Origin of the sequence: Thalassobaculum sp., from assembly GCF_040219215.1 — a bacterium.
Classification (GTDB): Bacteria; Pseudomonadota; Alphaproteobacteria; order Thalassobaculales; family Thalassobaculaceae; genus Thalassobaculum_A.
Map to the genome: position 1 here is coordinate 110,383 of NZ_JAVJSX010000007.1, position 12,990 is coordinate 123,372.

At 66.6% G+C, this 12,990-nt stretch carries 11 protein-coding genes and 1 pseudogene; 2 read left to right on the plus strand and 10 right to left on the minus strand.

What is annotated here, in order from left to right; genetic code table 11:
- Window positions 1-24 precede the first annotated feature (24 nt).
- The 7 genes and pseudogenes from metK (RIC54_RS04090) to RIC54_RS04120 all read right to left on the minus strand — a co-directional run bounded on the left by metK (RIC54_RS04090) (window position 25) and on the right by RIC54_RS04120 (window position 7,886).
- Window positions 25-1,206, minus strand: a complete 1,182-nt coding sequence (gene metK, locus RIC54_RS04090; protein ID WP_502990165.1) for a methionine adenosyltransferase — start codon at window positions 1,204-1,206, stop codon at window positions 25-27.
- 60 nt (window positions 1,207-1,266) lie between these two features.
- Complete coding sequence (locus RIC54_RS04095) at window positions 1,267-2,112, minus strand: methyltransferase domain-containing protein (protein WP_350098267.1); 846 nt, start codon at window positions 2,110-2,112, stop codon at window positions 1,267-1,269.
- Window positions 2,113-2,147: 35 nt separating this feature from the next.
- Window positions 2,148-2,903 (minus strand): class I SAM-dependent methyltransferase, encoded by a 756-nt coding sequence (locus tag RIC54_RS04100; RefSeq protein ID WP_350098268.1) that lies wholly within the window; start codon window positions 2,901-2,903, stop codon window positions 2,148-2,150.
- Window positions 2,904-3,474: 571 nt separating this feature from the next.
- Window positions 3,475-4,770, minus strand: coding sequence for an adenosylhomocysteinase (gene ahcY, locus RIC54_RS04105; RefSeq protein ID WP_350150573.1), 1,296 nt, complete (start codon window positions 4,768-4,770; stop codon window positions 3,475-3,477).
- 255 nt (window positions 4,771-5,025) lie between these two features.
- Window positions 5,026-5,520, minus strand: coding sequence for a GNAT family N-acetyltransferase (locus RIC54_RS04110; protein ID WP_350098270.1), 495 nt, complete (start codon window positions 5,518-5,520; stop codon window positions 5,026-5,028).
- Window positions 5,517-6,689 (minus strand): annotated as a pseudogene (locus RIC54_RS04115) (aminotransferase). The gene RIC54_RS04110 and the pseudogene RIC54_RS04115 overlap by 4 nt, the downstream one beginning before the upstream one ends.
- 87 nt (window positions 6,690-6,776) lie before the next feature.
- A complete protein-coding gene (locus RIC54_RS04120; RefSeq protein ID WP_350098272.1) occupies window positions 6,777-7,886 on the minus strand; it encodes an aminotransferase class V-fold PLP-dependent enzyme in 1,110 nt (369 codons plus the stop codon).
- A 164-nt stretch (window positions 7,887-8,050) separates the two neighbouring features.
- On the opposite strand from RIC54_RS04120, the gene RIC54_RS04125 reads away from it, so the two are divergent.
- Window positions 8,051-8,839: an enoyl-CoA hydratase/isomerase family protein gene (locus RIC54_RS04125; protein WP_350098273.1), complete on the plus strand. Its 789-nt coding sequence runs from the start codon at window positions 8,051-8,053 to the stop codon at window positions 8,837-8,839.
- Between the two features lie 4 nt (window positions 8,840-8,843).
- Here the strand turns inward: RIC54_RS04125 and RIC54_RS04130 are convergent, their stop codons facing one another.
- Complete coding sequence (locus RIC54_RS04130) at window positions 8,844-10,007, minus strand: CaiB/BaiF CoA transferase family protein (protein WP_350098274.1); 1,164 nt, start codon at window positions 10,005-10,007, stop codon at window positions 8,844-8,846.
- A gap of 118 nt (window positions 10,008-10,125) precedes the next feature.
- Between RIC54_RS04130 and RIC54_RS04135 the strand changes: the two genes are divergently transcribed.
- Window positions 10,126-10,923 carry an IclR family transcriptional regulator domain-containing protein gene (locus RIC54_RS04135; protein WP_350098275.1) on the plus strand — a complete coding sequence of 266 codons (798 nt, stop codon included), beginning with the start codon at window positions 10,126-10,128 and terminating at the stop codon, window positions 10,921-10,923.
- Here the strand turns inward: RIC54_RS04135 and trmB are convergent.
- Complete coding sequence (trmB, locus tag RIC54_RS04140; protein WP_350098276.1) at window positions 10,913-11,617, minus strand: tRNA (guanine(46)-N(7))-methyltransferase TrmB; 705 nt, start codon at window positions 11,615-11,617, stop codon at window positions 10,913-10,915. The genes RIC54_RS04135 and trmB overlap by 11 nt on opposite strands.
- Before the next feature lie 17 nt (window positions 11,618-11,634).
- A complete protein-coding gene (metK, locus tag RIC54_RS04145; RefSeq protein WP_350098277.1) occupies window positions 11,635-12,804 on the minus strand; it encodes a methionine adenosyltransferase in 1,170 nt (389 codons plus the stop codon).
- Window positions 12,805-12,990: the final 186 nt, after the last annotated feature.

Genomic DNA, 12,990 nt, shown 5'->3' on the forward strand with positions numbered 1-12,990 from the left:
CCGGCCCCGATCGCCGCGACAGGATCAGTCCGCGGCGTCCCGGTCGAGGGCGGCAGCCAGGGCCGACGCCTTGTCGGTGCGCTCCCAGGTCAGTTCCGGCTCGGGCCGGCCGAAATGCCCGTTGCTTGCGGTCTGCCGGTAGATCGGCCGCAGCAGGTCGAGCATCTGAATGATGCCCTTCGGCCGCAGGTCGAAATGCTCGCGAATCAGCTGTTCGATCCGGCGCTCCGGCACCCGCGCCGTACCCTGGGTGTTGACGTGGATGCTGGTCGGCTGGGCGACACCGATGGCATAGCTGACCTGCACCTCGCAGATGTCGGCCAAGCCCGACGCGACCACGTTCTTGGCGACGTAGCGCGCCGCGTATGCAGCCGAACGGTCAACCTTGGACGGGTCCTTGCCGGAGAACGCGCCGCCACCATGGCACCCGATGCCGCCGTAGGTATCGACGATGATCTTGCGACCGGTCAGGCCGCAGTCACCGTGCGGGCCGCCGACGACGAACCGGCCGGTCGGGTTGATCAGGTACTTGGTGTCTGCGGAAATCATCTCGGCCGGCACCACCGGCTTCACGATCTCCTCGATCACCGCCTCGGTCAGGGTGGCGTGATCCACATCCTCGGCATGCTGGGTCGACAGCACGACGGTATCGATGGCGGCCGGCTTGTCGTTCTCGTACCGAATCGACACCTGCGCCTTGGCGTCCGGGCGCAGCCACGGCAGCGTTCCGCTGCGCCGCACCTCGTTCTGCTGGCGGGTCAGCCGGTGCGCCAGCATGATGGGCATCGGCATGAGTTCCTCGGTCTCGCGGCAGGCATACCCGAACATCAGGCCCTGGTCGCCGGCTCCCTGGTCGAGGTCAAGGCCGGAACCTTCGTTGACGCCCATCGCGATGTCGGGAGACTGCTTGTCCAGCGCCACCAGCACGGCGGCGCTGGCGCCGTCGAAGCCGAGACGGCTGTCATCGTATCCGATGTCGAGCACGACATCGCGCGCGACCTGCGCGTAGTCCACCGACGCGGTGGTGGTGATCTCGCCGGCCATCAGGATCAGCCCGGTGTTCACCAGCGTCTCGCAGGCCACCCGGCTGTTGCGGTCCTGGGCGAGCAGCGCGTCGAGGACGGCGTCGGAAATCTGGTCGGCGATCTTGTCCGGGTGACCCGGGCCGACCGACTCCGACGTCAGAATATACGCATCACTCATCAACAACTCCGTTTGGTAGTACAGCAGGGACGACAGGAGGCCGCAGCCTCGGACCGCCGTGACTCAGTGTGTTCTGGCGACGAAATATTCCCAGCCGATCCGCCCGGCATCGGCGGCGTCGACCCAGAACTGCAAGGCCGCCGAGGTCCGGTCGACCGCTTCCTTGCCGATGCGGTCCTCGAACCACTCACGCCGCAACTCGAGCTGGTCGCGCACCCAGGCGTAGGTCGGGGCAACGTGTTCCGACCAGTTCTCGTGGGTTTCGACGCTGAACCCGGCCTGTTCCAGGGCCGTCAGATAGGCGCCGCTGTCCCACATGTCCGGCGACTTCACGCGGTCGTAGATCCGCTCGCGGTCGGCGGCAGGCGTTCCGTCGCGCACCAGCAGGTCCGTGAACACGATGGCGCCGCCCGGCTTCAGGACACGCTGTGCTTCCGTCAGGACCGCCGCCTTGTCGGCGGCGTGAAGGAACGCCTCCTGGCTCCAGTAGTAGTCGAAGCCGTCATTGTCGAACGGCAACGCATGGAAATCCGCCCAGGCGAAGCTGACCTTGTCGTCCAGTCCCTGCTCGGCGGTCAGTTCGCGACCCCACTCCAGCTCGCGCTCGGAAATGTTCGAGGCGACCACGTCGCAGCCGTAGCGCTTGGCCAGGAACCGGGCCAGCGCCCCGTAGCCGCTGCCGACATCGAGAACCGTGTCATCGGAGCCGAGCGCCACGCCCTTGGCCATGCGCTCGTTGGAACGCTTCATGGCCTCGCGCAGCGAGTCCTCCGAGTTCTCGAAATAGCCGATGTGGATGTTCTCGCCCCAGATGTGCCGATAGATCTGATCGGCCGGGCCGTCATAGTAGTCCTTGGTCTGGGCGACGATGCTGTCGACCGCCGCCCGGTCCTGCGTCTGTACGCTCATGCTCTGCTCCTTCCCGGTATCGACAGGGCCGCGGCTCAGTGGCGCGGCTTGACGGCGATCTGCTGGAAGAAGTCGACCTCGTCCGGCTCAAAGTTCTGCTCGAAGTCGCCGTAGGTGGTCACACTGGTGAAACCGGCGTCATCCAGCAGCTTCTGCATGTAGTGCCGACGCAGCGGGAACAGCGACAGGTGGAACTTGTTGCCGTCGGGATAGCTGTATTCGAACTTCACCAGATCGTCCTGGATGATCGCCGGACGCGCATCGACGCCGTTGCCGACGTAGTAGAACTTGCGCTTCGAGCTGTAGCCGTTGTCGAGAATCTTGTCGTAGTTGCGGTGATCGATGATCAGAAGCCCGCCCGGGCGCAGCACGGTGCGCATCGAATCCAGCGCCTTGGTCCGCGCCTCCTCGTCGAACAGGTGGGTGAAGGCGTTGCCAAGACAGACCAGGGCATCGAACCTGTTGGCGCCGAACGCCGTGTCCAGTTCCCGCCAGTCCACGACCTTCGCGTCGGCCAAGGCGACGTCCATGTCCTCGGCGTTCTGTTCGGTCTGCCGGATCATCGCCTCCGATCCGTCGGACGCAGTCGTCTCGAAGCCGGCGTGGGCCAGCCGGATCGCGTGAAATCCGGTTCCAGCGGCGATATCGGCGACCTGCTTGCAGTCGTGGCGGCGCAGGATCCGCTCGAAGAAGCCGTTCTCCCCCTCGGCGCGGCTGTCCCAGCCGATCAGGCGGTCCCAGCGGGATACGAACTCCCGGGTGTACTCCCGCTTGTAGGCATCGTTCTGCATGTCGACGTCTCCATGGTCTCAGGCTGAGCGACCCGATGAGCGGGCCACAATCCGTCACGGCCGCGAAACCAGCGCGGCACAACAACGGACAAGGATTGGGCGACTGCGAATGCTTGCGCAGCCGCACATAAGGTCGACCCGGAGATTCTTTACCTCAACAGGGCCGATTGATGTCTGATGACGACACCGATTCAACCGATTGACGTCTGAAATGCAACCCCGTTTAGAGGAATTTATCTGACAACCACACTTGGTGAATTATAATACATTGATATTGTTATGGAAATTTTGATGGATTGAGTTTAACGTTGATCGCGATCGGTTCAGATCCGCGATTCTCTCGCATCAAATTATCCTAGAATCGGCGTTTATATCTCATACTCGTCATTTCCGGCATCCCTCAGCACAGGATACAGCGCTCATCAAATCAACACAAATAAGACTATAATGGTTAATAGTTTTAATATTTGTGACTTATACACAGCAACGCGCAACCCTTGGAAAAACAAAAAGGGCGCCCACTGGGCGCCCTTTTCGGATTCGATCGCGGCACGCCGCTTCGGCTGACGCCTCAGTAGCGGTAGGTCTCGGTCTTGAACGGCCCGCTCGTCGGCACGCCGATGTAGCTGGCCTGCTCCGTCGACAGCTTCGACAGGTTGGCGTTGATCTTCTTCAGGTGCAGTTCGGCCACCCGCTCGTCGAGCTTCTTCGGCAGCACGTAGACCTGCTTCTCGTACTTGCTGTGATTCTTCCACAGCTCGATCTGGGCCAGCACCTGGTTCGAGAACGAGGCGCTCATCACGAAGCTGGGGTGTCCGGTGGCGCAGCCCAGATTGACCAGCCGGCCTTCGGCCAGGACGATCAGGCGCTTGCCGTCCGGGAACACCACCTCGTCGACCTGCGGCTTGACGTTCTCCCACTTGAAGTTCCGCAGCGCGCCAATCTGGATCTCGGTGTCGAAGTGACCGATGTTGCAGACGATCGCCCGGTCCTTCATGGCCCGCATGTGGTCGATCGTGATCACGTCCTTGTTGCCGGTCGCGGTCACGAAGATGTCGGCCGTCGGGGCCGCCTCTTCCATGGTCACGACCTGATACCCCTCCATTGCCGCCTGCAGCGCGCAGATCGGGTCGACCTCGGTCACCACGACCCGTGCGCCGGCGTTGCGCAGGCCCTGGGCCGAGCCCTTGCCGACGTTGCCGTAGCCGGCGACGACCGCGACCTTGCCCGAGAACATCACGTCGGTCGCCCGGCGGATACCGTCGGCCAAGCTCTCGCGGCAACCGTAGAGATTGTCGAACTTCGACTTGGTGACGCTGTCGTTGACGTTGATCGCCGGCACCGCCAGCGTGCCCTTCTTGGCCATCTCGTACAGGCGGTGGACTCCGGTCGTGGTCTCCTCGGAGACGCCGCGCACGTCACTCATCAGCTCGGGGTACTTCTCGTGCATGATGACGGTGAGGTCACCGCCGTCATCGAGCAGCATGTTCGGGCGCCAGCCGTCCTTGCCGACGATGGTCTGCTCGATGCACCACTCGTACTCCTCCTCGGTCTCGCCCTTCCAGGCGAAAACCGGGACCCCGGTGGCGGCGATGGCTGCGGCGGCATGGTCCTGGGTCGAGAAGATGTTGCACGACGACCAGCGGATCTCCGCACCCAGTGCCGTCAGGGTCTCGATCAGCACGGCGGTCTGGATGGTCATGTGCAGGCAGCCAGTGATTCGGGCGCCCTTCAGCGGCTTGCCCGGGCCGTACTCCTCGCGGATCGCCATCAGACCGGGCATTTCAGTTTCGGCAATCGCGATCTCGCGGCGGCCCCAGTCGGCAAGCTTGATGTCGGCGACCTTGTAGTCGGTAAACGCGGCCATGAACGGCTCCTTGTTCGGCGGAAAACAGACGGGCGCCAAAACGGCTGCCCGGATCCGTGACGGATCTGGCTCCGGTCCGTTGCGGATGTAACTCGAGGCGGGCGTATAGCAAGGTGGACGGCTCGGAGCAAGGTGAGCGGTGCGCATCGGTAACAATCTCGGGCTGTCCATCCCAACCGGGAAGCCCGGAAAACAGCGGTTCACGTACCGTTCAGCGCGGTGGTCACAAAGGTTGCGCAGCCGGACGCGCGGCGATCACAGAAGACGCGCACTTAGGACTTTCACCATGCTCATCGACGTCGGTTCGCTGAATCCCGGATGGGCCGTGCGCTTGGATTCGCGATACCCGAGACGCTCGAACATCGCGATGTTGCCGGGTAGCGCCAGCCGCACCCCCAGGGTCACGGACCGCGCTCCGGCCTCCGCCGCGAATGCCTCGACCGCCGCCACCAAGGTGGACGCCACACCACGCCCCCGACTGGCGGGCGGCACCGCCAGTCGGTCGAGATAGACCATGTCCGCCCGGATTTCCGCGCAGACCGCGCCGAGCACCACTCCGGTCGCGTCCTCGGCCAGGAGCACGGCACCATCGAGCAGCCGACGCGCTAGGCTGTCGGTCGTCTCGTTCAGCGCAGCCGATGGCGGTACCAACCGGTCCCGGTACTGGGCAAAGCCACGGTGAATCGCATCAAGTGCCTCGGGCAGACGCCCCGGACCGTCGAGCCGGACGACCCGGAACGGCGAGTTCACACGGCCCCCCGCAGCCGGTCGCCCACCTCGCCCATCCGCTCCGCCTCCAGATTGGCGAAGGCAAGGCGCAGATACGGGTCCTGGCCGGGTCCAAACACCGTGCCGGGCAGCGCCAGGACTCCATGATCCTGGGCCAGCCGCCTGGCGACCGCAGCCGCCGGCTCACCCGTGAAGGGGTGACGCAGATAGGCGAAGTAGGCACCGGTCGATACCAGTTCGAAGCCGAGATTGCCGGACTCGAACACCCGCAGCAGGGCGGCGCGGCGCTGCGCCATCATCGCCCGCTTCCCGTCGGCCCACGGCAGCAGGTGCCGCAACGCGTACAGGGCGCCATCCTGGGCGATCCGCGCGGTGCAGATCGAGATGGTGTCCATCAGCTTGGCCACCTGATCGACGAAGCCGGCCCCCGCGACGATCGAGCCGACCCGGTAGCCGGTCAGGCTGAACGCCTTGGAGAAGCTGTAGAGCTGTACGACCGTGTCGCCCCAGGCCGGATCGCGGAACAGGTCATGGCGCGGCTGGTCGGGATCGAGGAAGTCCTTGTAGGTCTCGTCCAGCACCAGGGCGACCCCATGTTCGGCGCAGACATCGCGGAATCCGGCCAGCACGTCCGGCGGAATCACCGCACCGGTCGGGTTGTTCGGAGTGACCAGCACCAGCGCCTTGGTGCGCGGGGTGATCAGCCGGACGGCATCCGCCGGGTCCGGCACCCCGCCGCGGTCGGGCCGAAACGGCAGATGCACGGCGGTCACCCCGAGGGAATCCAGCCACATCTAATGATTGAAGTAATAGGGCAGCGGCAGGATCACTTCGTCGCCGCGTCGGGCCAGCGCCATCAGAGTCAGGCTGTAGGCCTGGTTGCAGCCCGCGGTGACCAGCACGTTGTCTGGTTCGATGCTGCCGCCGTACACACCGGCCATGTGCTCGGCCAACGCCTCGCGCAACGGTGCGATCCCGGTGATCGCGGTGTACTGGGCGGTCTCGAACAGCCGGACCCGGTCGGCCAGATGCGCGCGCAGCTCCTCGGCCGGCGGGTAGCTGGGCACCGCCTGGCACAGGTCGAGCAGCGGCCGGTCCGCCGGATAGCTGCGGCCCGCCACCCACCCCTTGGCCTCGGCAATCGGCGGCTCGACGACGGCGATGACGTCGGGATTCGTGGTGTAGCGCATGAGCGGAGAACCGGGCGGCTGCAACGACGTGCGGAGATTAAGGCGTGGCTTGATTGCGGTCCAGCGAAGGAAGGTCGCACACGTTCCCTAATTCAGCCCGCCGGCGTCGATCCACGCGAGCAGCCGGACGACGTCGTCGTCGCTGTTGAACAGGTGGACCGAACAGCGCACCCGGCCGCTGCCGTCCCACAGGTGGATGCCGGCTTCGGCCGCACGTTCGACGATCGCCGCGTTTTCGACGTGGGCAAAGGCGATGTTGCCGGCCCGCTCCGCGCTCGGCGCCGGTGTGATCAGCTCCAGCCCCCGCTCCGTCAGACCGCGGTGCAGCGCCCCGCCGAGGCTGTCGACATGACCGGCGATCGCCTCGATCCCGTACGGCAACAGGCAGTCGAGGGAAGCTTTCAACAGGTAGACGTCCAGATGGTTGGAGTTGCCGGCCTGCGCCCGGCGGGCATCCCCGTGCGGGGCATAGGCCTGGCCGTCCGGCGCATCGCTTCCGGAAGCCCAGCCGACAGCCATCGGGTCGAACTTCGGCCGCCGGGACCTGTTCCAGGCGAGGATTCCCGACTGTGTGGCGCACAGGTACTTGTAGCAGCTCGACACCGTGAAGTCGGCAAGCCGGCCGTCGACCGGCACGACGCCGAGGGCATGGCTGGCATCGACGATCAGCACCGTGTCGCGGTCCGCCAGCCCCGCGGCCAGCGCCGCGATGTCCAGGCGCTGGCCGGTCAGCGACGTGACCTGGCTGACATACAGCACACGGGTCCGCGCGTCGCATGCCGCCAGCAGGTCGTCGACTTCGATCCGCCAGCCGCGCGCCGGAACGATCCGCGGGTTGACGCCAAGCGACCGTAGGCGCAGCAGAGCGTGCCGGCCGGAGGCGTAGTCCTTGTCGGCCACCACCACGTTGTCGCCGGCACGCCAGTCGACCGCCGACAGCACCCGCGCAATCCCCTCCGACGCGCTGCCGATCAGCGCATGGTCCGCAGCCGGCAGGCCGGTCAGGGTCGCCAGCTGTTCCTTGACCTGCGCTCCGACCTCCCAATGCCGTTGATAGCCGGCGGCACCCGCCGCCTTGTCGGCGGCGTAGGCTTCGAAGGCAGCACGGTGAGCCTTCAGCAAGGGCGGCTGCCCGCCGGTCGCGAGATGGACCCGCCCGTCATCCAGGCCGATGAAATCGGATTTCGATGCCAGCATGAAATCCAGTGTAGGCGTGCCGCCGGTCGAGCGAAATGGGCCAGATCGGTGGCAGCCGGTGCCAGTCGGCCCCATATTGCGAGCGTTGTTTGATGAAATGATGCTTCAACTCAAGAAACTCCGCGGTCCGAGAGCCGCGCGTTGCCAACACAGGGAGAAGATGGATGGACAGCAGCGACGGCCCTTCGGTGTTCGTGCGGCGCGACGGCGCGGTGGCGATCGTGACCTTGAACGAACCGGCCTCGCTGAACGCGCTGTCCGGCGGCATCAAGGCCGGGATCGAGCAGCAACTGCCCGCGCTCATCGCCGATCCGGAGGTGCGTGCCATCGTCCTGACCGGCACCGGACGGGCGTTCTGCGCCGGCGGCGACATCCGGGCCATGGACGAGCGCGACACCGTGTCGATGCGCCGGCGGATGCAGCGCAGCTACCGTTGGCTGGTCCCGCTGATGACCGCCGACAAGCCGGTGATCACGGCGGTCAACGGCGTGGCGGCAGGCGCCGGGTTCTCGCTGGCGCTGGCCGGCGACATCGTGTGCGCCTCGGTCGAGGCCAAGTTCAAGGCCGGGTTCCCGGGCATCGGCGCAATTCCCGACTTCGCGCTGGCCTACTCGCTGCCCCGGGCGGTCGGGATGATCCGCGCCAAGGAGATCCTGTTCTCCAACCGCGAGGTCACCGCCACCGAAGCCCACGACCTGGGTTTCGTCTCGCACCTCACGGAACACGCGGCGCTGATGGATACCGCTCTGTCCCTTGCGGCCACTTTGGCCGCCGGGCCGACCATGGCCTACGGCCTGACCAAGCAGTTGCTGCAGCGCGCCTACGAGATGCCGCTGGAAGGATTTCTCGAGCTGGAGGCCATGGCGCAGACGACAGCCTTCGGAAGCGCCGATTTCGCCGAGGGCACGACTGCGTTCAAGGGCAAGCGCAAGCCGGCGTTCCGCGGCAACTGACCGCCTACCCGGACGGCTTCGCAATTCGGCCGATCACCCCGGCGGCCTTCAACCGAGCGATCGTTTCGGAATCGCAACCCCAGTCGGCCAGTGCCTCCTCGGTGCCGGCACCGGCGGGCTCCGGCGGAGTCGGGATGCCGGGCTTGCTCCGGCTGAACCGGGGGGCCGGGGCCGGCTGCATCACCCCGTCGATCTCCACGAAGGTGCCTCGGGCCCGGTTGTGCGGGTGGCCCGGCGCGTCCGCCAGCGACAGGACCGGCGCCACGCAGGCATCGGTGCCTTCCAGAAGAGCGCACCACTCGGCCTGGGTCCTGGTTGCGATGCGCTCGGCTATCAAGCGCTTGGCGGCCGGCCAGTCGGCCGGGTCGGACCCGGTCGGCGCGGTCTCGTCCAGGCCGATCCGGGCGTAGAACTCGCGCCGGAACCGCTCCTCGATCGGCCCGACCGAGAGGTAGGCGCCGTCGGCGCAGACGTAGACCTCGTAGTAGGGCGCGCCGGAGTCCAGCACGTTGGCACCCCGGGTGCCGCTGTGCAGCCCGGCCGCCGAGAGGCCGTAGAACGCGGTCATCAACGAGGCCGCACCGTCGATCATGGCGGCGTCGACCACCTGGCCCTTGCCGGAACGCTGGGCCTCCAGCAGCCCGCACAGGATCCCGAAGGCGAGGTACAGCGAGCCGCCGCCGAAGTCGCCGACCAGGTTCAGCGGCGGAGTCGGCGGCTGGCCGGCGCGGCCGATGGCATGCAGGGCGCCGGTCAGCGCGATGTAGTTGAGATCGTGGCCGGCGGCAGGGGCCAGCGGCCCGTCCTGGCCCCAACCGGTCATGCGACCGTAGACCAGCTTCGGGTTGCGGGCGAGACACGGCTCCGGCCCCAGGCCCAGCCGCTCCATAGTTCCCGGCCGGAATCCCTCGATCAGCGCGTCGGCACGGCCCACCAGATCAAGCACCAGGGCGGTGCCGTCGGGACTCTTCAGGTCGACCGCCGCAGAACGCCGGCCCCGGTTGGTCAACTCGAAGCGCGCCGGGGTTTCGATGCCCAGGTCGGCCGCCGCCACCGGCCGGTCGAGCCGCAGCACCGTCGCTCCCATGTCGGCCAGCAGCATGGCGCACATCGGCGCCGGGCCAATACCGGCGAACTCCAGCACCCGGTAGCCTGTCAGAGGACCCATGTTGATCTTCCGGGTGTCGGAATCAGGATTCGGGGATGTCGCTTCATCTGTTGAAATGGCGTTTCACAAAATGTAGAACTGCGGGGAGCTGCTTCGTTTGCACACCCGTGAGGATAGCATGCCATCGTTCAAACCGGTCATCGCGCTGTCGCGCGGGCTCGACGTGCTGCGGGTGGTCAATCAAGAGAAGCTGGCGACCGTCGGCTCGATCCACAAGGCAACCGGTCTGGACAAGGCCACCGTCGTGCGGATGCTGGAAACCCTGGAGAACCAGGGCTACGTGATGCGCGACACCGAACGCGCGGCCTACGCGCCGACCGGCCGCACCCTGCTGCTCAGCCAAGGCTACGACCGACACCTGTGGATCGGCAGCATCGCTGACCCGATCCTGCAGGAGGTCCGCGACCAGGTCGGCTGGCCGGTCGACATCGCGCTGTTCGACCGCGACGCCATGATCATCTCGCAGACCTTGCAGGAACGCGGCTCGGTGTTCTTCGTCCGCCGCCGGCCGGGGTTCCGGATTCCGGTGCTGACCACCTCGCTCGGCCGCGCCTACCTGGCGTACTGCAGCGACGATGAACGCCGCACCATCGTCGGGCGGCTGGCGGCGATCCCGGGACCGTCGACCGAGCTCGCCCGCCAGCCGGAACGGCTTGCCCGGGCCATCGAGGACGTCCGCAGCCGCGGCTACGCGCTAACCGATCCGAGCTACAGCCACGAGATGTTCGACGACAAGGTCTGGGCGATCGGCGTGCCGGTGCGCAACGAGCAGACCGTGTTCGCCGCGATCAACGTCATGCTGCTGCACGGCGCCATGACCGAAGAAGCCGGCATCCGGCAGTTCCTGGAGCCGCTGCGGCGCACCGCCGACCGTATCGCCGGCGAACTGACCGCCCGCAGCGCGCTTACGCCTTGACGAACCGAAGATAGGCCGGCTCGCGGCCTTCGCGGCGGGCCTTTGCCTCGTACCGGGTCTCCGGCCAGTCCTCGGCTCGGGTGCGCCAGTCGGCGAGGCGCCCGCCGGTCCAACGCAAGCCGGGGTGCGCGGTAACGCGGGCCAGGATCCAGTGCAGGTAGGCGACATCGTCGGTGGCGATCCGCAGCTCGCCGCCCGGCACCAGCAGGTCGTGGAACCGCGCAATCGAGGCGTGCTGGATCAGCCGCCGGAAATGATGGCGCCGCTTCGGCCACGGATCGGGATGCAGGACGAACACCCGCTCCAGCGAGCCGGCGGGCATTGCGTCGATCATCGGCCGGGCATCGTCGGCCAGGATCCGGACGTTGTCGCTTTCGTCATTTTCCAGATGCCGCAAAAGCGAGGCGACACCGTTCATGAACGGCTCGGCGCCGACGATGCCGACATCCGGATTGGAGCGGGCCTGCCAGGCCAGATGCTCACCACCGCCGAAGCCGACTTCCAGCCACGCTGCGCGAACCGGCCGCGCGAACCAGGTCTTCGGGTCAGCCGATGCGGGTTCGGCCGGCACCGCTAGCTCGGGCAGACGGTCGTCCAGCAGCGCCTGCATGTTGGCGCGCAGCGGCCGTCCCTTGCGGCGACCGAAGAACAGCCGGTCGCCGGGGACCCGCCCGGGATCGCGGGGCTGGGGCATAAGGTCGGCGGTGGCGGTCAGGCCAGCGCCGCCTTCAGGTCGTCGACCAGGTCGAGCTTCTCCCAGCTGAACCCGCCGCTGTCGTCCGGCGTGCGGCCGAAATGGCCGTAAGCCGCCGTGCGGGCGTAGATCGGGTTGCTGAGCGCCAATCGGGTACGGATGCCACGCGGTGACAGGTCAACGTTCTTGGCGATGACCTTCGACAGCTTCTCCTCGTCGACCCGGCCGGTGCCGTAGGTCTCGACGAAGATCGACAGCGGATGCGACACGCCGATCGCGTATGAAACCTGGATGGTGCACTTGTCGGCAAACCCGGCGGCAACGATGTTCTTGGCGACCCAGCGCGCGGCATAGGCGGCCGAGCGGTCGACCTTGGTCGGGTCCTTGCCGGAGAACGCACCGCCGCCGTGCGGAGCGGCACCGCCATAGGTGTCGACGATGATCTTGCGCCCGGTCAGGCCGCAGTCGCCGTCCGGCCCGCCGATCACGAACCGGCCGGTCGGGTTGATGTAGTAGACGGTGTCGTCGTCGATCCAGCCTTCCGGCATGGTCTCTCGAATGAACGGCAGAACGATGCCCCGGACCTCGTCCTGCGACAGATTGGCGTCGTGCTGGGTGGAGATCACCACCGAGGTCGCCTTGACCGGCCGGCCGTTCTCGTAGCGCAGGGTGACCTGGCTCTTAGAGTCCGGGCCGAGGCCCTTGACCGTGCCGTCGTGGCGGGCCCGCGCCATGCGGCGCAGAATCTCATGGCTGTAGTGGATCGGCGCCGGCATCAGCGCGTCGGTCTCGGTGCAGGCATAGCCGAACATGATGCCCTGGTCGCCGGCCCCTTCGTCCTTGTTGCCGGCAGCGTCGACGCCAACGGCGATATCAACGGACTGCTCGTGCAGCAGAATGTCGACCGCGGCGGTCTCCCAGTGGAAACCCTCCTGCTCGTAGCCGATATCCTTGACCGCGGCGCGGACCCCTTCTTCCATCAGCGCCTGGGTGACGCTGGACGGGCCGCGCACTTCGCCGGCAAGCACGATCTTGTTGGTGGTGGCCAACGTCTCGCACGCCACCCGGCTGGCCGGGTCGGCCGCCAGGAACAGATCGACGATCGTATCGGAAATGCGGTCGCAAACCTTGTCCGGATGACCTTCGGACACCGATTCGCTCGTAAACAGGTAACTCGACTGGCTCAACAGAACCTCCGCGCGGCAGACCAGGGGACCGGGACTCTCAATGGAGGCGGAATCCCAACGGACCGGGAATCGACGAGGGCCGGCGTCGAACCGGCCCTGGCGTGAGACGGGGCGTTGTGGCCCGAATGCAGGTGCTGGTCAAGAGTGAAGCCGAGCTGTCGCCGCGGCTTCACCGCTCAGGCGGAC